The following is a 23,117-nucleotide window of genomic DNA, read 5'->3' on the forward strand; positions in this document are numbered from 1 at the left end:
TACTTTTGTCTTGGCAAAAGTAACCAAAACCGTTCGCTCCTGGCGCGAGCCGCCGCTTCGCGGCGGTGCCCTGCGCTCCTCACTGGAAAGGGAGCGCCGCGCGAACTCGCTCCGCTGCGCTGCGCTCAGACAGCGCGCGGCTCTTCGTCCCTTTCCAGCTCCGGTGCTCGGCTCGCTTTAAGTCGCTGGGAAAGAGCGACCAGCAACGGCCACAGCAAAGCAACAGCAAACGCCTGTGCGGGGACCTGCAAGAGCCGCCAAACCAAGCGCCGACCTTCCGTCGCAGAACCAAACCCCCGCGCCAATAACCCGTTCATGAACCGTGGCACGCCGCTTGCCTGTACCTCGCAGGACGACCTGAACGTGCCACGCCACGGACCATGACCGACGCCATCTCCTCCATCCTGTCCCAGATCCGCGCGCACGAAATGCGCATGCGCGGGCCGGACGCCGCGCCGGGCAATGCCATTGCCCCGTCGGCGCTCGCCCCGGGTGCGGCGTCCGGTGCGACGGGTGCGGCCGGCGCGCCGGGATTCCAGCAGACGCTCAACAACGCCATCGACAGCGTCAGCCGCGCGCAGAACACCTCGGGCGCATTGCAGCAGGCGTTCGAACTGGGCGATCCCCGCGCGGACCTGGCCCGGGTGATGGTCGCCATGCAGCAGTCGCAGGTCGCCTTCCGCGCCACGGTCGAAGTCCGCAACCGGCTGGTGCAGGCGTACCAGGACGTCATGAACATGCCGGTCTGACGACGGCACACCGCGCTTCCACGAATCCGAATCCCGACACCTAGACCGACATGGCCGTCATCACCCTCCCCAACCAATCCAAGCTGCGCGAACTGCGCGGGCTGCAGGACATCCCGGTCGTGCGGCAGCTGGGGCTGTTCGCGCTGGTGGCGGCGGTCATCGCGCTGGGGCTGTGGATGTTCTTCTGGACGCAGAAGCCCGACTACGTGCCGGTCTTCGCCGGGCTCGATCCGAAGTCGACCAGCGAAGCCTCCGAGCTGCTGACCACCGCGCAGATTCCCTTCCGCATCGATCCGGGTTCCGGTGCATTGGCCGTACCGCAGGACCAGCTAGGCAACGCCAAGCTCGCGCTCGCCGCGGCCGGCCTGCCGGCCAAGACGGATTCCGGCTTCGAGGCGATCAAGGGCGACCAGGGCTTCGGCACCAGCCAGTTCATCGAGAACGCGCGCTACCAGCACGCGCTGGAATCCGAACTCGCCCGCACCATCGCCAACCTGCGCCCCGTGCGCGAGGCGCGCGTGCACCTGGCGATGCCCAAGCCGTCGGCGTTCACGCGGCAGAAGGAGCCGGCCAGCGCGTCGGTCGTCCTGCAGCTGCACAGCGGCGCGGCGCTCGAACAGGGCCAGGTCGACGCCATCGTGCACCTGGTCGCGTCGAGCATTCCCGGCCTGCCGCCGGAACGCGTCACCGTCGTCGACCAGTACGGCCGCATGCTGTCGAACGTCGATCCGGATTCGGACGCGGCGATCAGCGCCAAGCAGTTCGACCAGCAGCATCGCCTCGAAGCGACCTACGTCCAGCGCATCCACGAACTGCTCGAACCGATGACCGGCAACGGCCGCGTCAGCGCGCAGGTCAGCGTCGACATGGACTTCGCGCAGACCGAGGAAGCGCGCGAGGTCTACGGCCCGCAGCAGCCGATGATCCGCAGCGAACAGCTGTCCGAATCCAGCGCCGGTGGCGGCAACGCGCCGCAGGGCGTGCCGGGCAGCGCGAGCAACACGCCGGCGGCGGCACCGCCGGCCAATGCCGCGCCGAATGCCAACGCGCCCAACGCGGCCGCCGTCGCGCAGCAACAGCAGCAGGCCGCGCCGAACGGCCCGTCCTCGCGCAGCTCGGTGCGCAACTACGAAATCGACCGCACGTTGACGCACACGCGCCAGGGTCCGGGCCGCGTGCGCCGCGTCACCGCCGCGGTGCTGGTGGACAACGTGCCCGCCGCGATCGGCAAGGACGGCAAGCCGTCGCTGCGCGCGCTCAACGAGGCCGAACTCAAGCGCATCGAGTCGCTGGTGCAGCAGGCCATCGGCTTCGACCAGCAGCGCGGCGACGCGGTGTCGGTGGTCAACGCGCCGTTCGCCCGCGACATCACGGCGATGGGCGAGGAAGAGAACACGCCGCTGTGGGAGCACCCGCGCGCGATGGAATTCCTGCGCATCGTCGTCGGCGGCCTGGCCGTGCTCGCGCTGATCCTGTTCGTGCTGCGCCCGATGTTCCGCCAGCTCATGGGCGCCAAGCCCGACACGAAGAAGAACAAGAAGGCCCTGGCCGAAGCCACCGTCATCCCGGTGGACGACGAGGAAATCTCCGTCGCGCTGTCGGCGCCGGCGCAGGAAGCGGCGACGCCCGCGCTGCCGCCGGGCGCGATGACCTTCGACGACAAGCTGGAAGTGGCGCGCGCGGCGGTCAGCAACGACTCCAAGCGTGTGGCGCAGGTGGTACGCGACTGGGTGGAATCCGATGCCTGATACGACCGGACTGAGTGGCGTGCAGCGCGCCGCGGTGGTGCTGCTTTCGCTGGGCGAAGCGCAGGCCGCCGAGGTGCTCAAGCACATGAGCGCCAAGGAAGTGCAGAAGCTGGGCGTCGCGATGACCTCCGTCAGCGGCGTCTCGCGCGAATCGGTGGGCAAGGTGATCGACCAGTTCGTCGACACGCTCGCGCAGCCGAGCGGGCTGGGTTCGGGCGCCGACGAATACGTGCGCGCCGTGCTCGTGCAGGCGCTGGGCGAGGAACGCGCGAGCGGCCTGATCGACCGCATCCTGCTGGGCCGCAACACCTCCGGCCTGGACACGCTGAAGTGGATGGAACCGCGCGCGATCGCCGACCTGGTGCGCAACGAACACCCGCAGATCATCGCGATCGTCATGGCGCACCTGGAAAGCGACCAGGCCGCCGAGGCGCTCAAGTGCCTGCCCGACCGCGTGCGCGCCGACGTGCTGCTGCGCATCGCCACGCTCGACGGCATTCCGCCCAACGCGCTGAACGAACTCAACGACGTCATGGCGCGCCAGTTCGCCGGCGCGCAGAACCTGAAGTCGTCCTCCGTCGGCGGCGTGAAGGTGGCGGCGAACATCCTCAACTTCATGGATTCGGGCCAGGACGAGCAGATCCTCGGCGCCATCGGTGAGGTCGACGGCGAACTCGGCGTGCGCATCCGCGACCTGATGTTCGTCTTCGACAACCTCGCCGAGATCGACGACCGCGCGATGCAGGCGATCCTGCGCGAAGTGCCCAACGACAAGCTCTCCGTCGCGTTGCGCGGCGCCGAGGCGAAGGTGCGCGAGAAGATCACCTCGAACATGTCGCAGCGCGCGGCCGAAATTCTCGTCGAGGACATGGAAGCGCGCGGTCCGGTGCGCCTGGCCGAAGTCGAGGCGGCCCAGAAGGAAATCCTCTCGCTCGTGCGCAAGATGGCCGACGCCGGCACGATCCAGCTCGCGGCCAAGGCTGAAGCGTTCGTATGAGCCCCGCCTTCGCGAGTGCCGCCGCGGCGTGGAACACCGAAATGGCCGGCGCCGTGCGCTGGACCGCGCCGGGACTGGAGCCGGTCGAGCCCGAGCCCGTCGTCGAACTTCCGCCGCCGCCGAGCGTGGAAGAACTGCAGCAGATCGAACAGGCCGCGCACGACCAGGGCTACGCCGACGGCCTCGCCCGCGGCCACGCGGAAGGTTTCGCGACGGGCCAGGCCGAAGTGCGCCGGCTGGTCGCGCAGATCGAAGGCATCCTCGACGGTTTCACGCGTCCGCTCGCGCGGCTGGACGACGAGGTCTCCGAAGCGCTCGCCGAACTGGCCGTGCGCGTGGCTGGTTCGCTGATCGGCCCGGCGTACACGGCCGATCCGTCGCTGCTGGCCGACCTGGTGCGCGAGGCGCTCGACGCCGTCGGCACCAGCCAGCGTGGCGTCGAACTGCGCCTGCACCCGGACGACATGGGCGTGCTGTACCCGCACCTGGCCGGCCTGGACGGCGTGCGCCTGACCAACGACACCACGCTGGCGCGCGGCGAACTGCGCGTGCACAGCGAGAGCGTGCGCATCGACGGCACCCTCGCCGCCCGCCTGCAGGCGGCGCTGGAGAGCACCATCGCGGCGCATGGGGTGGCGCGGTGACGCCGCCATCGCTTTGCTTCCCTCTCCCTCCGGGAGAGGGATCGAGGGTGAGGGTCGGGACGTGCGATGCGCCGATGGTCGCCATGCGTCCCGATACGAGCACTGTGTCGCGAGTGCGGGCGGCATCACTCCGCCGACCCTCACCCCAACCCCTCTCCCGCACGCGGGAGAGGGGCTCCAGAGCACAGGACTTGCAGTAACCGTCCCATGACCACCCCCGCCTCCCACTGGCAGGACGCCCGCAATCTCCGCCTCGCCGCGCGGCTGGGCGCTTCGTCGTCGCAGCCGGTCTCAATGGGACTGGCGCGCGAAGGCGTGCTGCGTCGCGCCGTCGGCCTGACGCTCGAAGCCTCCGGCTGCAGCGCGCCGCTCGGTTCGCGCTGTCGCGTGGAAACGCATGGCGGCGTGTGGGTCGATGCCGAAGTCGTCGGCTTCTCGGGCGACCGCACGTTCCTCATGCCCAGCGCGCACCTGGAAGGCCTGCTTCCGAACGCGCGCGTCGTGCCCTCGCGCCAGCGCGGCGAAGTCGCCGTCGGCGAAGGCCTGCTCGGCCGCGTCATCGACTCCGACGGCGTGCCGCTCGACGGCCGCGGCCCGATCCGCGCCGAAAGCTGGGTCGGCCTGGCCGGCAAATCCGTCAATCCGCTGATGCGCGAACCGATCACGCGTTCGCTCGACGTCGGCGTGCGCGCGATCAACGCGCTGCTGCCCATCGGCCGCGGCCAGCGCGTGGGCCTGTTCGCCGGTTCCGGCGTCGGTAAATCCACGCTGCTGGGCATGATGACCCGCTTCACCGCCGCCGACGTGATCGTCGTGGGGCTGATCGGCGAACGAGGCCGCGAAGTGCGCGACTTCGTCGAAGCCACGCTCGGCGAGGAAGGCCTGCGTCGCGCCGTCGTCGTGGCCGCACCCGCCGACCGACCACCGCTCGCGCGACTGCACGGCGCGCTGCGCGCCACGGCCATCGCCGAGTGGTATCGCGACCAGGGCCTGCACGTGCTGCTGCTGATGGATTCGCTCACCCGCTACGCTCACGCGCAGCGCGAGATCGGCCTGTCCGTCGGCGAGCCGCCGACCACGCGCGGTTATCCGCCGTCGGTCTTCGCGAAACTGCCGGCACTGGTCGAACGCGCGGGCAACGGCGCCGACGGGCGCGGCTCGATCACCGCGTTCTACACCGTGCTCACCGAAGGCGACGACCAGCAGGAACCCATCGCCGACGCCGCGCGCGCGATCCTCGACGGCCACATCGTGCTGACGCGCCGCATCGCCGATGCCGGCCAGTACCCGGCGATCGACGTGGAAGTCTCGGTCAGCCGCGTGATGCAGGACATCACCGACGCGCCGTGGCGCGAGCGCATCCGCAAGCTCAAGCGCCTGATGTCCGCCTACAACGCGCAGCGCGACCTCATCGCGATCGGCGCCTACCAGCGCGGCAACGACCCGGTCGTCGACGAAGCGCTGGCGCGCTGGCCGGCGATCCTGAATTTCCTGGGCCAGGACGTGAGCGAGGCGTCGGATGTCGCCGCCAGCCGCGACGCGCTGGCCCGCCTGCTCGACGATGTCCGAGAACCCGTTGTCGCCCGACAGATGGAGACTGCATGACCCGCTCCCAACGCCTCGATCCGCTCCTGAACCTGATGCAGCAGCGCCAGGATGCCGCCGCGCGCGACGTCGCCGAGCGTGACCGCCAGCTGGCCGAACAGGAACAGCGCCTGGACGCGCTGCGCCGCTACGCCGAGGAATACGCGATCACGCCCAGCGAGGCGACCATCGCCCCGGCGCTGCTCGCCAACCGCATCGCGTTCCGCGCCAAGCTCGAAACCGCCGTGGACCAGCAGACGCGCATCGTCGATTCCAGCCGCCAGAACCGCGACGTCGAACGCACGCGCCTGATGCTCGCCAGCCGCGACAACAAGGTCCTGGGAAAGCTGGCCGACAGCTACCGCGCGCAGGAATCGCGCGTGGCCGAACAGCGCGTGCAGCGCGAACTCGACGACCTCGGCGGCCGTCGCCGCACCAACGGCAACGACGGAGCGGAGTGATGCAGGCGTTCGACGCCCTCTTCGGCGGGCAGCGCGCGAATTCGGCGCGCAACACGACTCCGGATGCCTCGCGTTCTTCCAACGCGCAGGACGACGCAGCTTCGTCGGGCGGATTCGACCGGATGCTGCAGGCGCAGGGTTCGCGCGCGTCGAACACGGCATCGCGCATGAACGAATCGCCGAATGCGTCCACGCAGGCGAAGGCGAAGGACACGTCGCCGCGCGATGCGGATTCGCCGCGTGCAGCGGAGGAATCGAAGTCGTCGGAAACGAAGTCCAACGAGACGAAATCGAACGACGCGTCGCGCGAGACCGCGCGTGCCGAGCCCAGGGACGATGCGCCGCGCGACGCGAGCGATGGCGGTTCCGGGTCCGACACCGCTGCGACCGCTTCGGAAGACACGACGGCTGCCAGCGACACGACCGCGCCCGCTGCGACGACGTCCGGCGATGCAACGGCGCCGGCACTTCCCGAACAGATGCTGGCGCTGCTCAACGGACTGGCGGGCGCCAGCACGGGTGCCGCCGCGACGTCGTTCGCCGTTGCCTCCGAAGCGCAGCCGCCCGGCCTGCTGCGTGACGTTGCCGTGGCGACGGCTTCCGATCCGCGCGGCGGCAATGCCACCGCGCCGGTCCTGCCGACGCTGCCCGGCGCGCAGGCGGCGATTGCTGCGCCGACCGATGGCGACGCCACGGCGGCGTTCGCGATGGCGATGGGCGCGGCCGCTTCGGCGGACACGAAGACCTCGGGCGCTACCGACGCCACGCTGGATTCGATCGGCATCGGCGATACGACTTCGACGTCCGCGTCGCTGCCTTCGGTATCGACGATGACGAACCATCCGCTTCCGCGCGGTGTCGCGGCGGCGGTCCAGGCGAACACGCCGATCCCGCTCGACAACGGTTTCGACGACGGCTTCTCCTCGCGCATCGCGTGGCTGGCCGACCAGAAGATCGGCCACGCCGAAATCCGCATCACGCCTGATCACCTCGGCGCGATCGACGTGCGCCTGCAACTGGACGGCAGCCGGGTGAACGCCGAATTCCACAGCGCCCAGCCCGACGTGCGCCACGCGCTGGAATCCAGCCTGCCGCGCCTGAAGGAAATGCTCGGCCAGCAGGGTTTGCAGCTCGGCCAGGCCGACGTGGGGCAGCGCCAGGCGCAGCAGCAGTCGAACGGGCAGGCGGCTTCGTTTGGCAGCTCGAACGAGCGTGGCGAGGCGAACGACGCCGGCTGGTCGCGCGGCCCGGCGGTGAGGGCGTCGCGGGGGTTGCTGGACGAGTACGCGTAGGGGGTCGCGAGGGGCTGTCGGGAGTCTGACGCCGGCGCGCTGTCAAAAGCCCGACGCTGTTAAGCCCCTCTCCCAACGGGAGAGGGGTTGGGGTGAGGGGCAACGAAGCCGCAGCGCTCACGAGCCCATGCATCTACAGCGCTAGGTTCGTTGCTTTCTCTAAGAAAGCAGGGCATCGACGACCTGCGCCATTCCCCCTCCGCCGCCCCTCACCCCAACCCCTCTCCCGGAGGGAGAGGGGCTAAAACCGCGCGGTCGGTGACGCCGACACTACGCCGACCCTCACCCCAACCCCTCTCCCGGTGGGAGAGGGGCTAAACCGCGATCGGTGACGCCGACACTCCGCCGACCCTCACCCCAACCCCTCTCCCGCGAGCGGGAGAGGGGCTAGACCCGCAGGGGGGACTGGCAGGGTGCGGAACGCGCCTGCATCAAACCCACCGGCACACCCCTTGCACGGATCCGGCATCCCATTCGCCGAGTTCCACCGCAATGTCCAAGCCTGCCGCTCCAGCCGCTCCGCCCGCGCCCAAGAGCAACAACCTCGCGCTGTGGATCCTGATCGCCCTTCTGGCGATCGGCCTGGCCGGTGCCGGTGCGTTCTGGTTCCTGCAGGGCCGCGGCGGCGAAGCGCATGCCGCCGACAAGCCCGAATCCGCCGCCACGCAGCCGGCGCGCTACTACGCGCTGGAGCCGGCGTTCGTGGTGAACCTCGCCGACACCTCCTCGGTGCGCTACCTGCAGGCCGACGTGCAGGTGATGACGCGCGATGAAGCCACCGGCGCCGCGCTCGAACTGCACACGCCGGCCATCCGCAACCGCCTGCTGCTCCTGTTCGGGCAGCAGACCGCCGCGCAGCTTGCGCAGCGCTCGGCCAAGGAACGCCTGCAGCAGCAGGCGCTGGCCGAAGTGCGCAACGTGCTGAAGGCCGAACGCGCGCCCGACAAGGTCGAAGCCGTGTTCTTCACCAGCCTGGTCACGCAGTAAACAGCGCCGGAGCGCGACTTCGATGATGACCGACCTGCTTTCACAGGACGAGATCGACGCCCTGCTCCACGGCGTGGACAGCGGCGCGGTCGAGACCGAGCCGCCGCCGGCGCCGGGCGAGGCACGCAATTACGACTTCGCCAGCCAGGACCGCATCGTCCGCGGCAAGCTGCCGACGCTGGAGATGATCAACGAGCGCTTCGCGCGCACCTGGCGCATCGGCCTGTTCAACCTGCTGCGCCGTTCGGCCGACCTGTCGGTGCGCGGCATCGACCTGATCCGCTTCGGCGAGTACATGCACTCGCTGCAGGTGCCGACCAACCTCAACCTGGTGAAGATGAAGCCGCTGCGCGGCACGGCGCTGGTGATGTTCGAACCGCGCCTGGTGTTCACCGTGGTGGACAACTTCTTCGGCGGCTCGGGCAAGTACCACACGCGCATCGAAGGCCGCGAGTTCACGCCCACCGAGATGCGCGTGATCCAGCTGCTGCTCAAGCAGACCTTCGCCGACCTGGTGGACGCGTGGGCGCCGGTGATGCCGGTGGAGTTCGAATACCTCAATTCCGAGGTGAACCCGCACTTCGCCAACATCATCAGCCCGCGCGAATACATCGTGGTGTGCCGCTTCCACGTCGAACTGGAAGGCGGCGGCGGCGAGTTCCACGTGTCCTTCCCGTACGCGATGCTCGAACCGATCCGCGAGCAACTCGACGCCGGCGTGCAGAGCGACCGCATCGAACGCGACGAAAGCTGGACGGTCGCGCTGCGCTCGCAGCTGCACGACGCGGAGATCGAGCTGTCCAGCGTGCTGGCGCAGCGTTCGATCAGCCTGCGCGACCTGTGCCGCCTGCGCGTGGGCGACGTGATCCCGATCGAGATCCCCGGCACGGCCACGCTGAAGGTCGAGCAGATGCCGCTGTTCTCCGGCGAATTCGGCACGCACAACGGCCGCAACGCCATCAAGGTCAACGCCGTGCACGCCGTGCGCGAGAAGCCGGTGTTCGACCCGACCAATCCCGATTCCATCGCGGTCCACACCGCGCTCACCCAGGCCTGATGCCGATGAACAACCAAGATTCCGCCGCACGCGCCGCGTTCGACCCGCTTACCGCCGAAACCGGCGGCCTGACGAGCGACCTCAACCTGGACGTGATCCTCGACGTGCCGGTGACGCTGTCGCTGGAAGTCGGCCGCGCGCGTATCCCGATCCGCAACCTGCTGCAGCTCAACCAGGGTTCGGTCGTGGAGCTGGAGCGCGCCGCCGGTGAACCGCTGGACCTGTACGTCAACGGCACGCTGATCGCGCAGGGCGAGGTGGTGGTGGTGAACGACCGCTTCGGCGTGCGCCTGACCGACGTCGTGAGCCCTGCGGAACGGATCAAGAGGCTGCGATGAGCGGTTCGGATTCTGTCGAGGCGGCTGCTGCGGTGGCCCTCACCCCAGTCCCGCTCCCGCAGGCGGGAGAGGGGCTTGTCGCGGTCGCGGTGGGCAACACGGCGCATGCCGTTCCGACGGCGCCTGTAGATGCCGCCGCCGTGACGGACAGCTCCCTCCCCTGCGCGCAGGGGAGGGTTGGGGAGGGGTGCGCGCCGCTTGCGGCGGGTTCTTCGCAGGCGATTTCTTCGCAGCTTCCCACGCAGGAGGTCTCAGCCGCTGGCGCGGCTTCGCCACCCCTTCCCAACCTCCCCCTGCAAGCAGGGGGAGGAGCCAAAAGCGCAGCCTCGACTACGCACACGGCCACCATCGCGCATCCGCCCAAACCCCAGACCTTCGCCAAGCAAACCGACGGCCCCGGCGTCGGCGGCGCGGTGTTCGCGTTGATCCTGGTCGTCTCGCTGATCCTTGGGCTTGGCTGGCTCGCCAAACGCATGCCGGGTTTCGGTCGCGTGGCCGGCGGCAACGGCCTGCGCGTGGTCGGCTCGCTCAGCCTCGGACCGCGCGATCGCGTCGTCGTGGTGGACGTGGGCGGCACGCAGTTGCTGCTGGGCGTCGGCCAGAACGGCATGACGACGCTGCACACGCTCAGCGAACCGCTCCCCGTGGCACAACCTTCGCAGGGAACGCCCAACCTGCAGAACCTCGCGACGCCTTTCGCGCAGCTGCTGGCCAAGCATCTTGGGAAGAAGCCGTGACGTTCTCGCATCGCCATCCGACTACCTCGTCGGCGCTCCAGCGCGACGAAGCCTTTGGGGAATCCGTCATTCCCGCGAACGCGGAAACCCGGGCCGTGATGGCCTGGGTCCCGGCTTTCGCCGGGATGACGGCTCCTTTTTTCTCCAGCGCCCCCTGGCGCCGCATCGCCGTCGCGCTGTCGCTCGCGATCGCGCTGATCCTGATGGCCTCGGCCTTTGCGCCGCTCCACGCCCAGGCCCTCCCCGACCCCGTCGCCGCGCAGGCGACCGCACAACCCGCCGCGCCGCTGTCCGCACCGGGCCTGCCCTCGCTGAACAAGCCGCTGCCGTCGGTCACCGTCGGCAAGGTCGGTGGCGAGCCGGTCAGCATGCCGATGCAGGTGCTGCTGCTGATGACCGGCATCACGCTGCTGCCGGCGGCGTTGCTCGGGCTCACTGCATTCACGCGCATCATCATCGTGCTGGGCCTGCTGCGTCAGGCGCTGGGCACCGGGCAGACGCCGAGCAACCAGGTGCTGCTCGCGCTGGCGTTGTTCCTCACCGCGATGGTGATGATGCCGGTGTTCGACCAGGCCTGGGCCGCGGGCATCGCGCCGTACCTCAACGACCAGATGGATTTCCGCAGCGCGTGGACCGCCGCTTCGGAGCCGTTCCGCGGCTTCATGCTCGCGCAGATCCGCGAGAACGACCTGATGACCTTCGCCGGGCTGTCCAACAGCGGCCCGTACGCGACGCCGCAGGACGTGCCGTTCAGCGTGCTCGCCGCGTCCTTCCTCACCAGCGAGCTGAAGACCGCGTTCGAAATCGCGTTCCTGATCTACATCCCCTTCGTGATCATCGACCTGGTCGTGGCCAGCGTACTGATGTCGATGGGCATGATGATGCTCTCGCCGATGCTGATCTCGGCGCCGTTCAAGATCCTGCTGTTCGTGCTGGTGGACGGCTGGGTGCTGGTGGTGGGCTCGCTCGCCGCCTCGTTCAACCCGGTCTGAGGGCGCCGCCATGACGCCCGAAACCGCACTTACCGAAATCGGCCGCGGCCTGCAGATGGCGCTGTTGCTCGGCGCGCCGCCGCTGATTGCCGTGCTCGTGGTCGGCGTGGTCGTCGGCATCGTGCAGGCCGCCACGCAGCTGAACGAACCGACGATCGGTTTCGTCGTGAAGGCCATCGCGCTGGTCGCGACGCTGGCCCTGACCGGCAATTTCCTGCTGGGCAAGCTCGTCGGGTTCACGACGGATCTGTTTCATCGCATTCCGCACATCGTGGGGTGAGGCAGGCCGCTTACGCGGCACTGCCGCGTGGCCTGCCGAACGCACGGCCATGGATGGCCGGGCCGGGGGCTCCGAAGCCTTCAACGTCCCGCCACGGACGGCAGCAGCAACGCAGGTAGTCGCAGCACAGACACGCCCATGGAACCCACCTCCGCCACCGTCATCGACGGCCTCAACCTGTTCGGCATGCTCGCCACGGTGCTGTGGCATGCCATCCGCATCGGCGCTGCGATGCAGGCGATGCCGATGATCGGCGGGCGCGGCGTGCCGATGCGCGCGCGGCTGACGATCACGCTGGCGCTGTCGGGCGCGCTGTCGGCGCTGCTGCCCACGCCGCCGGCGGCGGGCGTGGATGCCGCCACGGTGCTGACGGTCGTGCGCGAATTCGCCGTGGGACTTGCGATCGGCACCGTGCTGCGGCTCGCGTTCGAAGCCGGGCAGTTCGCCGGCGAACTGGTGTCGCAGGGCATGGGCCTGTCGTTCGCGACGATGGCCGATCCGCTGTCCGGTGCGTCCTCGCCGGTGCTGTCGCAGTGGTTCTACCTCGTCTTCGGGCTGTTGTTCTTCGCCTTCGACGCGCACCTGGCGCTGGTGCGGCTGCTGCTGGACAGCTACCACGCGCTGCCGCTGGGCACGCCGATTCCCGACGTGCAGCAGTTCCTGTCGGTGGTGCCGACGTTCTTCACGGCCGCCTTGCAGGCCGGCCTGCTGCTGGCGCTGCCGGTGATCGTGGCGATGCTCGCGGTGAACCTCGCCTTCGGCGTGCTGGCCCGCGCGGCGCCGCAGCTCAACCCGGTGCAGCTGGGCCTTCCGGTGGCGCTGCTGGTGGGCCTGGTGCTGCTGATGCTGCTGGCACGCGAGATGCAGGGTCCGGTGGAGCGTCTGTTCGATCAGGCGTTCGAGGCGGCGCGCGCGGTGACGGCCTGACGCCCTGCTCCCTCCCCTGCTTGCAGGGGAGGGTTGGGGAGGGGTCGCGAAGCCGCATCGCGGCGAGCTTCGTGACGACGCTCGGCGCTTCGCGCCTCACACCCCCTCCCAACCTCCCCCTGCACGCAGGGGGAGGGGCAGAAGCTGCACGCCATGTCCGAAGACCAGGAAGACAAGACCGAACAGCCATCAGAGAAACGATTGCGCGAGGCGCGCGAACGCGGCGACGTCCCGCGATCGCGCGAACTGGGCAACGTGGCGGTGCTGGGCTGCGCGGCGATGGCGCTGGTGGCGACCGGCTCGGGCATCGGCAGCGCGTCGCAGGACTGGCTGCGGCAGGCGCTCACCATCGATCCGGCGATCCTCGACCAGCCGGACCGCCTCGTTCCGCACGCGGCCTCGCTGTTGCTGGGTTTGTTGAAGCCCATGCTGCCCGTGCTGCTCGCCGCGCTCGGCGCCTGCTTCATCGCGCCGATGGTGATGGGCGGTCTGCGGTTCGCCAGCAAGTCGCTGGCGCCGGATTTCGCGCGCCTGAGTCCCATGAACGGCTTCAAGCGCATGTACGGCAAGGAGAGCCTCGCCGAACTGGTGCGCTCGGTGCTGCGCGTGCTGCTGATCGGCGGGCTCGCCGGCATGGTCGTTTGGGGCGCGTTCCGCCACCTCACCGACATGGCCGGCATGTCGTTGCACGAAGGCGTGGCCGTCGGGCTGTCGCTGATCACCAAGGCGGTGATGGCGATGGTCGGCGCGCTGGGCCTGCTCGCGCTGATCGACGTGCCGTGGCAGCACTGGTCGTACCGCAACCGCCTGAAGATGAGCAAGCAGGAGCTGCGCGACGAATACAAGGAAAGCGAAGGCAACCCGGAAGTGAAGGCGCGCGTGCGCCAGATCGCCGCGCAGCTGTCGCGCCGCCAGCAGATGGAAGCCGTGCCCACCGCCGACGTGGTGGTCACCAACCCGACCCACTACGCCGTCGCCCTCAAATACGAGGCCGGGAAGATGCGCGCGCCCAAGGTCGTGGCCAAGGGCGTGGACGAGATCGCCCTGGCGATCCGCGACGTCGCCGGCAAGCACCGCGTCTCGATCATCGAGGCGCCGCCGCTGGCACGCGCCTTGTATCGGCATGCGCAGATCGACCAGGAGATCCCGGTGAAGCTCTACGCCGCCGTCGCGCAGGTGCTGTCCTACGTCTACCAGCTCAAGCGCTGGCACCCGGCGCATGGGCCGATGCCGACGCTGGGCGATGTCTCGGTCGAAAAGGGCCTGGCGGACGGTGACTCCACCGTCAAAGACCCGACAGCATGAGCAGTCAGGCTTCCGGCGGAGGTTTCTCCCTCTCCAGCATGGGCCACGCCGTGAAGAGCGGCCTGGCCACGCCCATCGTCGTCCTCGCCATGCTGGCGATGGTCATCGTCCCGCTGTCGCCGCTGGTGCTGGACGCGCTGTTCACCATCAACATCGCCATGTCGCTGGTGGTGCTGCTGGCGGTGGTGTACGTCCGCCGGCCGCTGGAATTCTCGATCTTCCCCAGCGTCCTGCTGCTGGTCACGCTGCTGCGCCTGGCGCTGAACGTGGCTTCCACCCGCGTGGTGCTGCTGCACGGCCACCAGGGCCCGGCGGCGGCGGGCCACGTCATCGAATCCTTCGGCCAGTTCGTCATCGGCGGCAGCTTCGCGGTCGGCATCGTGGTCTTCGCGATCCTGACCATCGTCAACTTCGTCGTCGTCACCAAGGGCGCCGGGCGCATCTCGGAAGTGTCGGCGCGCTTCATCCTCGACGCCCTGCCCGGCAAGCAGATGGCGATCGACGCCGACCTCAACGCCGGCCTGCTGTCGCGCGAGGACGCCAAGCTGCGCCGCGAGGAAGTGCGCGCCGAAGCCGACTTCTACGGTTCGATGGACGGTGCCAGCAAGTTCGTGCGCGGCGACGCCATCGCCGGCCTGCTGATCCTGGCGATCAACATCATCGGCGGCGTGCTGATCGGCGTGCTCCAGCACGACATGGCGCTGAAGGACGCCGGCACCACCTACGTATTGCTCGCCATCGGCGACGGCCTGGTCGCCCAGCTGCCGGCGCTGCTGATCTCCACCGCGGTCGCGATGCTGGTCACGCGCGCCACGCGCGAACAGGAAATGGGCCAGGCGGTCACCACGCAGGTGCTGCATCCGCGTGCGCTGGCGGTCTCGGCCGCGCTGCTCGGGCTGGTCGGCATCGTGCCCGGCATGCCGAACCTGCCCTTCCTGACGCTGGCGGCGCTGCTCGGCTTTGCCGCGTGGAAGATGCACAAGCGCGCGCTCGCGCCGAAGGAAGACACGCCCGAAGCCGAAGCGGCCGCCACCGCCGCCGCGCAGCCGGAACTGAGCTGGGACGAACTGCGTCCGGTCGAGCCGCTGGGGCTGGAAGTCGGCTACCGCCTGATCGCGCTGGTCGACAAGCACCAGGGCGGCGAACTGCTGGCGCGCCTGAAGGGCGTGCGCCGCAAGCTCACGCAGGACCTGGGGTTCCTGATTCCCGCCGTGCACGTGCGCGACAACCTCGAACTCGCGCCGGGCACCTACCGCGTGCTCGTGCACGGCGTGCCGATCGCCAGCGGCGAGATCCATCCTGATCGCCACCTCGCGCTCGATCCGGGCCATGTGTACGGAAAGATCGAAGGCATTCCCGGCAAGGATCCGGCGTTCGGACTGGACGCGGTGTGGATCCAGCCGAGCCAGCGCGCGCAGGCCGAATCGCTGGGCTACACCGTCGTCGATGCCGCCACCGTGGTCGCCACGCACCTCTCGCACCTGGTGCGCGAGCGCGCCGCCGAGCTGCTCGGCCACGAGGAGGTGCAGCAGTTGCTCGCCACGCTCGCCAAGGCCTCGCCGCGCCTGGTCGAGGACCTGACGCCGAAGCTGCTGCCGCTGTCGACGATCGTGCGCGTGCTGCAGTCGCTGCTGGCCGAACGCGTGCCGGTCCGCCAGCTGCGGCAGATCGTCGAGGCGCTGCTGGAGCACGGCCCGCACACGCAGGATCCGGCGCTGCTGACGGCCGCCGTCCGCACCGCGCTGGGCCGCTTCATCGTCCAGGAACTCAACGGACTGGGCGCCGAGCTGCCCGTCTATACCTTGGCGCCGGCTCTGGAACGGGTATTGCAGGACTCCGTCAGCGGCCAGGGCGCCGCGCTGGAACCCGGACTCGCCGAGCGTCTGCATCAGAACCTCAGCGAGTGCGTCACCCGCCAGGAAGGCCGCGGCGAACCCGCGGTGCTGCTGGTCCCAGGCGGGATTCGTTCGGCGATCGCCCGGCTCGTGCGGCACAGCGTCCCCGCGCTGACCGTGTTGGCCTACGGCGAGGTGCCGGAGGACAAGCGGTTGCGGTTGGTGGGGGCGGTGGGGTGAATCCCGACGCTTCGCCGAATAACTAAACCCGAATCACGAATCCCGGCTTTCGACCATGCGAATCAAACGTTTCACCGCTCCCGACATGCGCACCGCGCTGCGCATGGTGCGCGACGAACAGGGTCCCGACGCGGTGATCCTGTCGAACCGTCCGACCGAGGACGGCATCGAGATCGTCGCGGCCACCGACTACGACGAATCGCTGGCGCAGCAGGCCCTGCGCGCCGCGTTGCCGTCGATGCCGGCCGCGCCGTCGCCGGTGGCCTCGCCGGTCACGCCGGCGACGGTGGCCGCGGTGCCGACGATGCGCACGTCGCAGCCGGCGATGGATGCGTCGCGCGCATCCATCTCCAGCGAGGCCGAAGCGCTGCGCGCGGCCGCGAACACCGAAGAGAAGACCCGCTTCGGTTCGCTCGCGGCGCTGCTCACCAAGCCGTCGAAGTCCAAGGCCGCGTGGACGGCGCCGTCGAACGACGCGCCGGCCACCGACGCAACGCAACAGGCCGAGACCCGCGCCACCGTGGAGCGCATCGAGATGACGCAATCCGAACCCGCGCACGCCACGCGCGTGGAAGTCGAACGCGAGGAACCGGCGGTGGTCGCGCTGTCGGCCAAGGCGAAGGCGAAGGTCGCCGAGTCGCCGATCCGCGGCCGCGCCGTGTTCGCCATCGGCGACGGCACGCCGGTGCCGACCGCGCCGCGCGCACCGAAGGACGAAACGCGGGTCGCGGCATCGCTGCCGCCGCCGGACACCTCGCGCTTCGACGCGATGATGGCCGCACTGATTCCGCAGGGCGAAAAGTTCGAGGCGACCGCAGCTGCGCTTGCGCAGGCCGCGGTCGCACAAGAAGCAACAAGGGACAGCGTCACCGATCCGACACGGGTCGCGCCCACGGCTGCGGTCGTGATCGGTGACGCTGCACCCTCTCTATCGGCGCAGGCGGCGGAGTTTGAAGTGCCGGCCGCGCTTTCCGCGACGCAGGTCGCAGCGTCGGACCCGGCGCACGAATATCGCAGCCTGGCGGATCTGTGGAGCGATGAGGCTTCGCTTCCCTCTTTGGACATGAAGGAAGAAGTGGGCCAGCAGGCCGCGGACAACGCTGCCGCTGTGGGTGCTCCCTCCTACCTCGATCTGTCGAGCAATTCCTTCGTTGCCCCTCACCCCAACCCCTCTCCCGTCGGGAGAGGGGCTCAGGTCGCCGCGAGCGCGACGAGCACCGAAGCGACCACCCACCTTCACGCCGTCGCCGACCAACGCGATCCGTCGTTCATCGCCATGCGCGACGAACTGGCGACGATGCGTGCGCTGATCGAGCGCGAGCTTGGCCAGCTCACCGTCGAGCGGCTGCGCGGTTCGCCGGCGCGTGCGGCGGCGTTCGACATGCTGGTCGGGTACGGCTGCGACGAAAATCTGGCGCAGACCATCGCCGGCCGCATCGACGCCCGCCTCGACCCGGCGCAGGTGCGCGAACCGATGCTGGAAGAACTGGCGCGCGCGATTTCCGTCGCCCGCCACGAACCCATCGACGACGGCGGCGTGATCGCCCTGGTCGGTCCGACCGGCGCCGGCAAGACGACCACCGCCGCCAAGCTCGCGGCGCGCTTCGCCCAGCGCCACCGCGCACGCGACGTCGCCCTGGTGACCACCGACACCGAACGCCCCGGCGCCACGGAGCAGCTGCACATCCTCGGCCGCCGCCTCGGCGTGACCGTGTGCGAAGCCGCCGGCCCGGAGGCGCTGAACGACGCGCTCGACCAGCTGGCCGACTACCCGCTGGTGCTGGTCGATACCGCCGGCCACGGCCTGCGCGACCGCGCCCTGCTCGGCCAGATCCTCTGGCTGCGCGCCGCCAAGCGCGTGCGCAGCCTGCTGGTCCTGCCGGCCAACACCAACGCCCACGACCTGGGCGAAGTGGTCCGCCGCTACCGCCCGGCCTCGCCGGAAGGCGTGGTGCTGACCAAGCTCGACGAGACCGGCCGCCTGGGTTCGCCCCTGTCGGTGCTGGTCCAGCAGGGCCTGAGCCTGGCCTACACCACCGACGGACAGGCCGTCCCGACGGACATCGCCGCCGCCGACGCAACTCGTCTGGTTTCGACCCTCGAGAAAGTGCGACGTGCTGCCGATAACCCCCTCGGGTCTCTCGAACTGACGCAACTCAAGCCCCGCCCCGTGACCCTCCCCACCGAGGACCGACATGCATTCGCCAGCTGATATCAACGCCATTCCCGCCGCCAACGGCACCGCACGCCCGCCCGTGCGCGTGATCGCCGTGGCCAGCGGCAAGGGCGGCGTCGGCAAGACCTCGGTATCGGTGAACCTCGCCATGGCGCTGGTCCACGCCGGCCAGCGCACGCTGCTGCTGGATACCGACCTGGGCCTTGCGAACGTCGACGTGATGCTCGGCCTGTCGCCGCAGTTCACGCTCGCCGACGTCTTCGCCGGCCGCTGCGAGCTGCAGGACACGCTGCTGGAAGGCCCGCGCGGCCTCTGGGTCGTGCCGGCCGCATCGGGCAAGCGCCACATGACCGAACTGCTCCCGCAGCAGCACATCGGCCTGGTGCACGCCTTCTGCCAGCTCGACCTGCCGCTGGACGCGATGGTGGTCGACAACGCCGCCGGCATCTCCGACAGCGTGCTGACCTTCTGCCAGGCCGCGCAGGACGTGATCGTGGTGGTCTGCGACGAACCGGCCTCGGTCACCGACGCCTACGCGCTGATCAAGGTGCTCAGCCGCGAGCGCGGCGTGACCCGCGTGCAGGTGCTCGCCAACCAGGTCAACAACGCCATCGAGGGCAAGCAGCTGTTCGAGAAGCTCGAACGCGTCAGCGCGCGCTTCCTCGACGTCACGCTGCATTACCTCGGCGCGGTGCCGCGCGACGAATGGCTGCGCCGCGCGATCCAGCGCCAGGAAGCCGTCGTCGAAGCCTTCCCGGGCTGCCCGTCGGCACTGGCCTTCCGCGACATCGCGCGCCGCGCCAACAGCTGGCAGTCGCCGGTCGGCCCGCGCGGCGGCGTGGAGTTCTTCATGGAGCGCCTCGTCGCCCACGGCGCCAGCGCCGCAAGCACCAACGATCCGTTGAGGAGCGCCGTCGCATGAACGCCGCCGCCCAGCACTACAAGGCGACCCAGCGCGCGGCCGACACGGTCAACGCGACGGAAGTCGTCGAGAAGCATGGCGAACTGGTGCGCCGCATCGCGCACCACCTCGCCGCGCGACTGCCCGCCAGCGTCGAGATCGACGACCTGATCCAGGCCGGCATGCTCGGCCTGATCGATGCCGCCCGCAATTTCCAGGCCGACCAGGGCGCCGCGTTCGAGACGTACGCGTCGATCCGCATCCGCGGCGCGATGATCGACGAGATCCGCCGCGGCGACTGGGTGCCGCGTTCGGTGCATCGCCGTTATCGCGACGTCGTCGCGGCCACGCGCGAGGTCGAGCAGAGCACCGGCCGTGCCGCGACCGCGCAGGAAGTGGCCACCCGGCTCGCCGTTCCGCTCGACGAATACCACCGCATGCTCGAGGACGCCGCGCGCGGCCAGCTCATCAGCCTGGAAGCGCACGTCGACGAACACGACGGCGAACCGCACCTGGGCGGCCACGCCGGTGCGACGCCCGCGCGCGAGTTCGAACAGGTCGCCTTCAAGCAGGCGCTCGGCGCCGCCATCGGCAACCTGCCCGAACGCGAGCAGCTGGTGCTGTCGCTGTACTACGAGCAGGAACTGAACCTGCGCGAGATCGGCGCGGTGCTCAACGTTTCCGAATCGCGCGTCTGCCAGATCCACGGCCAGGCGATGTTGCGCCTGCGTTCGCGACTGGGCGAATGGCGCGGCTCGCACAACGACGACGACGACGAGTTCTGACCCGCTTCCGCATCAACGCCTGATATCCCCTTTCGCACCAGAGCAAGCCCACATGGACAAGAACATCCGCATCCTCATCGTCGACGACTTCTCGACCATGCGCCGCATCGTCAAGAACCTGCTCAACGACCTGGGCTTCTTCAACACCGCCGAAGCCGACGACGGCATGACCGCGCTGGTGGAACTGAAGAAGGCGCCGTACGACCTGGTCGTGACCGACTGGAACATGCCGGGCATGCCGGGCATCGACCTGCTCAAGGCGATCCGCGCCGACGCGTCGCTGGCGAAGATCCCGGTGCTGATGGTCACCGCCGAAGCCAAGCGCGAGCAGATCATCGAAGCCGCGCAGGCCGGCGTGAACGGCTACGTCATCAAGCCCTTCACCGCCGCGACGCTGGAAGACAAGCTCAACAAGGTGTTCGAACGCCTGGGAGCGGCCGCGTGATCGACGCGCCCTCCTGCGAGAAGGCGCTCGGCGGTGAAGACAGGCAGGCCGTCATCGGCCGCCTGCATGCGGCGCTGTGGGCGCTGGAACACGACGACCTCGCCGGCTGGCGCAGCAACGTCGACGCGCTGATCCAGTGGCGCAGCCAGCCGCTGGTGCAGGGCCTTGCCAAGCTCGCGCGCGAACTCGACACCGCGCTCGGCAACGGCAGCGCGAATCCGAACGCCTCGCTGCCGGAAGCCTGCGCGCGCCTCGAGCACGTCGTGCACGTGAGCGAGGACGCGAGCCACCGCACGCTCGACCTCATCCAGGAATGCGGCGTGCTGCTGGGCACGCTGCCGGATGCGTCGACCGAGGAACAGGCCGCGACCATCGCCGCGATCCGCTCGCGCATGTCGGAAATGACCGCTGCGCAGGGGTACCAGGACCTGACGGGGCAGATCATCCGCCGCGTCGTCGAACTCGTCCGCGCGGTGCACGCCGGCCTGGGCGAGATCACCGACAGCGACGCGACGCCGATCCACCTGAACCACAACAACCGCGGCTACGGCCCGTCGGTGGCGGGCGTGGACCCAACGCCCGCGACGCAGGAAGACGCGAACGACCTGCTGTCGTCGCTGGGGCTTTGAGATGCACTCAGTGCCTTCGCTCCTGCTCGTCATTCCCGCGAAGGCGGGAATCCAGCGCCTTGCGTGCGCCGGGGCGAAGTCACTGGATTCCCGCTTCCGCGGGAATGACGTAACTGGAATGAGATCCACATGAGCGCCATCGCCAACGACATCGCCGCCGACTTCCTGATCGAAGCGCGCGAGATCCTCGACCAGCTCGGCGAGCAGATGGTCGCGCTGGAACACGCGCACACCGATCGCGACGCGCTCAACGCCGTCTTCCGCGGTTTCCACACCATCAAGGGCGGCGCGGGCTTCCTCGACTTCGGCCCGATGGTGGAGATCTGCCACGCCGTGGAGGATCGCCTCAACGTCGCGCGCGACGGCACCGTGCCGATGGACGCCGAGGCGTTCGACGGCGCGCAGCAGTCGCTGGACCTGCTGGTGGACATGCTCGCCGCCATTTCCAACGGCGAGGAACCCGAACACGCACCGCCCGCGCTGCTGAAGTCGCTGCGCGACGGCACCGGTGCCGGCGCCACGCACATGCCGACGCTGGCACGAAACTCCGTGCCGGCATCGAGCTCCCTCCCCTGCTCGCAGGGGAGGGTTGGGGAGGGGTCCGAGCCGCGTGCGGCGAGTTCCACGCGCGAAGGCTCGGACGCTGACGCGCCCTCGCCACCCCCTCCCAACCTCCCCCTGCGAGCAGGGGGAGGAGCCAAGAGCGCACCTCCGACAAAGGCCGCCGAAGATCCCACCGTCCGCGTCGACGTGCGCCGCTTGGACGCGATGGTCGATCTCGTCGGCGAACTCGTGCTCGCGCGCAATCGCCTCAAGACCATCCGCCCGCGCCTGCGCGACGAAGACCTCGACCGTGCCGTGACCGCGCTCGACGTCGCCACTTCGCGTTTGCAATCGGCGGTGATGATGGTGCGCATGCAGCCGGTCGGCCGCGTGTTCGCGCGCTTCCCGAAGCTCGCGCGCGACGTCGCCCGTCAGGTGAAGAAGTCGGTCGAACTGGAAATCGTCGGCGCCGAGACCGAACTGGACCGCAACCTCGTCGAAGCGCTGGCCGATCCGCTGGTGCACCTGGTGCGCAACGCGATCGACCACGGCATCGAATCGCCCGAGGCACGCCGCGCGGCCGGCAAGCCCGAACAGGGCACCGTGCGCCTGTCGGCGCAGCAGGAAGGCGACCATGTTTCCATCGAGGTCAGCGACGACGGCGCCGGCATCGACCCGGAAAAGATCCGCCGCAGCGCGATCAAGAAGGGGCTGATCGATTCCGATGCCGCCGCGCGCCTGACCGCGGACGAATGCCTCAACCTCATCTTCATGGCGGGTTTTTCCACGCGCAGCGAAGTCAGCGACCTCTCCGGGCGCGGCGTCGGCATGGACGTGGTGCAGTCGAAGATCCGCGAACTGTCCGGCCAGGTGCAGATCCATTCGGAAGTCGGCCGCGGTTCGCGCTTCGCGATCCGCGTGCCGCTGACGCTGGCGATCCTGCCGACGCTGCTGATCGAACTGGAAGAGGACGTCTACGCGCTGCCGCTGGTGCGCGTGGTCGAAGTGCTCGCGCACGACCGAATCGAACCGCTGTGGGTGGACGGCCAGCGCATGCTCGACCTGCGCGACCAGCCGCTGCCGCTGATCGAGCTGCGTACCTGGCTCGGCCTTGCGCCGCAGCCCGGCGCGGCGACGACCTGCGTGGTGCTGCAGTCGGGCGATTCGCGCTTCTGCCTGACGGTCGATCGCGTGCGAGGCCGCGAGGAAGTGGTCATCAAGGCCCTGCCCCGCACGCTGCGCGGCCTGGCCGGTTACGCCGGCGCCAGCCTGGTCGGCGACGGCCGCATGGCGCTGATCCTGGATGTCGACGCGCTGCTCAGAACGGGGCTGCGCGGCTCAAGTAGTGCGGGCAGGGACCGTTAAGACGAACGAAGCATCGCGAACGCGTCGTCCTTTCGCCCGGGCTTTTCCCTTCTCCCGCAAGCGGGAGAAGGTGCCCCGAAGGGGCGGATGAGGGCAGGCG

Annotated in this window: 22 protein-coding genes; all 22 read left to right on the forward strand. The window is 69.4% G+C overall.

Annotation, left to right across the window (positions count from 1 at the left end; translation table 11 throughout):
- Positions 1-380: 380 nt before the first annotated feature.
- The 22 genes from fliE (at position 381) to DX912_RS17845 (ending at position 23,017) form a co-directional block, all read left to right on the forward strand.
- Positions 381-749 (forward strand): flagellar hook-basal body complex protein FliE, encoded by a 369-nt coding sequence (gene fliE / locus DX912_RS17740; protein WP_115844879.1) that lies wholly within the window; start codon positions 381-383, stop codon positions 747-749.
- Between the two features lie 50 nt (positions 750-799).
- On the forward strand, positions 800-2,497 hold the full coding sequence (gene fliF / locus DX912_RS17745) for a flagellar basal-body MS-ring/collar protein FliF (RefSeq protein WP_115844881.1): 1,698 nt from the start codon (positions 800-802) through the stop codon (positions 2,495-2,497).
- Positions 2,498-2,507: 10 nt separating this feature from the next.
- Positions 2,508-3,494 carry a flagellar motor switch protein FliG gene (gene fliG / locus DX912_RS17750; protein ID WP_115844938.1) on the forward strand — a complete coding sequence of 329 codons (987 nt, stop codon included), beginning with the start codon at positions 2,508-2,510 and terminating at the stop codon, positions 3,492-3,494.
- 41 nt (positions 3,495-3,535) lie between these two features.
- Entirely contained in the window at positions 3,536-4,138 is a 603-nt protein-coding gene (locus tag DX912_RS17755; protein WP_115844940.1) for a FliH/SctL family protein, read from the forward strand.
- 207 nt (positions 4,139-4,345) lie between these two features.
- Positions 4,346-5,743 carry a flagellar protein export ATPase FliI gene (fliI, locus tag DX912_RS17760; RefSeq protein WP_115844883.1) on the forward strand — a complete coding sequence of 466 codons (1,398 nt, stop codon included), beginning with the start codon at positions 4,346-4,348 and terminating at the stop codon, positions 5,741-5,743.
- Positions 5,740-6,183: a flagellar export protein FliJ gene (gene fliJ / locus DX912_RS17765; protein ID WP_115844885.1), complete on the forward strand. Its 444-nt coding sequence runs from the start codon at positions 5,740-5,742 to the stop codon at positions 6,181-6,183. Before fliI ends, fliJ begins: the two co-directional genes overlap by 4 nt.
- A complete protein-coding gene (locus DX912_RS17770) occupies positions 6,183-7,475 on the forward strand; it encodes a flagellar hook-length control protein FliK (RefSeq protein WP_115844887.1) in 1,293 nt (430 codons plus the stop codon). Before fliJ ends, DX912_RS17770 begins: the two co-directional genes overlap by 1 nt.
- A 492-nt stretch (positions 7,476-7,967) precedes the next feature.
- A complete protein-coding gene (locus tag DX912_RS17775; RefSeq protein WP_115844889.1) occupies positions 7,968-8,462 on the forward strand; it encodes a flagellar basal body-associated FliL family protein in 495 nt (164 codons plus the stop codon).
- A 25-nt stretch (positions 8,463-8,487) separates the two neighbouring features.
- A complete protein-coding gene (gene fliM, locus DX912_RS17780; protein ID WP_115844891.1) occupies positions 8,488-9,519 on the forward strand; it encodes a flagellar motor switch protein FliM in 1,032 nt (343 codons plus the stop codon).
- 5 nt (positions 9,520-9,524) lie between these two features.
- Positions 9,525-9,857 carry a flagellar motor switch protein FliN gene (gene fliN / locus DX912_RS17785; protein WP_115844942.1) on the forward strand — a complete coding sequence of 111 codons (333 nt, stop codon included), beginning with the start codon at positions 9,525-9,527 and terminating at the stop codon, positions 9,855-9,857.
- A gap of 347 nt (positions 9,858-10,204) precedes the next feature.
- A complete protein-coding gene (gene fliO, locus DX912_RS18665) occupies positions 10,205-10,594 on the forward strand; it encodes a flagellar biosynthetic protein FliO (protein ID WP_425477970.1) in 390 nt (129 codons plus the stop codon).
- A 125-nt stretch (positions 10,595-10,719) separates the two neighbouring features.
- Positions 10,720-11,586, forward strand: a complete 867-nt coding sequence (gene fliP / locus DX912_RS17795) for a flagellar type III secretion system pore protein FliP (protein ID WP_233433643.1) — start codon at positions 10,720-10,722, stop codon at positions 11,584-11,586.
- Between the two features lie 10 nt (positions 11,587-11,596).
- Positions 11,597-11,866 (forward strand): flagellar biosynthetic protein FliQ, encoded by a 270-nt coding sequence (locus DX912_RS17800; RefSeq protein ID WP_115844895.1) that lies wholly within the window; start codon positions 11,597-11,599, stop codon positions 11,864-11,866.
- 138 nt (positions 11,867-12,004) lie between these two features.
- Entirely contained in the window at positions 12,005-12,793 is a 789-nt protein-coding gene (gene fliR / locus DX912_RS17805) for a flagellar biosynthetic protein FliR (protein WP_115844897.1), read from the forward strand.
- Positions 12,794-12,946: 153 nt separating this feature from the next.
- Complete coding sequence (gene flhB, locus DX912_RS17810) at positions 12,947-14,098, forward strand: flagellar biosynthesis protein FlhB (protein ID WP_115844899.1); 1,152 nt, start codon at positions 12,947-12,949, stop codon at positions 14,096-14,098.
- Between the two features lie 38 nt (positions 14,099-14,136).
- On the forward strand, positions 14,137-16,173 hold the full coding sequence (flhA, locus tag DX912_RS17815) for a flagellar biosynthesis protein FlhA (protein ID WP_233433644.1): 2,037 nt from the start codon (positions 14,137-14,139) through the stop codon (positions 16,171-16,173).
- 55 nt (positions 16,174-16,228) lie between these two features.
- Positions 16,229-18,385 carry an AAA family ATPase gene (locus DX912_RS17820; protein ID WP_115844903.1) on the forward strand — a complete coding sequence of 719 codons (2,157 nt, stop codon included), beginning with the start codon at positions 16,229-16,231 and terminating at the stop codon, positions 18,383-18,385.
- Positions 18,369-19,271, forward strand: coding sequence for a MinD/ParA family protein (locus DX912_RS17825; RefSeq protein ID WP_115844905.1), 903 nt, complete (start codon positions 18,369-18,371; stop codon positions 19,269-19,271). The genes DX912_RS17820 and DX912_RS17825 overlap by 17 nt, the downstream gene beginning before the upstream one ends.
- Positions 19,268-20,035 (forward strand): RNA polymerase sigma factor FliA, encoded by a 768-nt coding sequence (locus DX912_RS17830; protein WP_115844907.1) that lies wholly within the window; start codon positions 19,268-19,270, stop codon positions 20,033-20,035. The genes DX912_RS17825 and DX912_RS17830 overlap by 4 nt, the downstream gene beginning before the upstream one ends.
- Positions 20,036-20,087: 52 nt before the next feature.
- Positions 20,088-20,480 (forward strand): chemotaxis response regulator CheY, encoded by a 393-nt coding sequence (gene cheY / locus DX912_RS17835; RefSeq protein WP_115844909.1) that lies wholly within the window; start codon positions 20,088-20,090, stop codon positions 20,478-20,480.
- On the forward strand, positions 20,477-21,109 hold the full coding sequence (locus DX912_RS17840; RefSeq protein ID WP_115844911.1) for a protein phosphatase CheZ: 633 nt from the start codon (positions 20,477-20,479) through the stop codon (positions 21,107-21,109). Before cheY ends, DX912_RS17840 begins: the two co-directional genes overlap by 4 nt.
- A gap of 129 nt (positions 21,110-21,238) precedes the next feature.
- A complete protein-coding gene (locus DX912_RS17845; RefSeq protein WP_115844913.1) occupies positions 21,239-23,017 on the forward strand; it encodes a chemotaxis protein CheA in 1,779 nt (592 codons plus the stop codon).
- Positions 23,018-23,117: the final 100 nt, after the last annotated feature.

This window comes from Lysobacter soli, from assembly GCF_003382285.1.
Classification (GTDB): Bacteria; Pseudomonadota; Gammaproteobacteria; order Xanthomonadales; family Xanthomonadaceae; genus Lysobacter_J; species Lysobacter_J soli.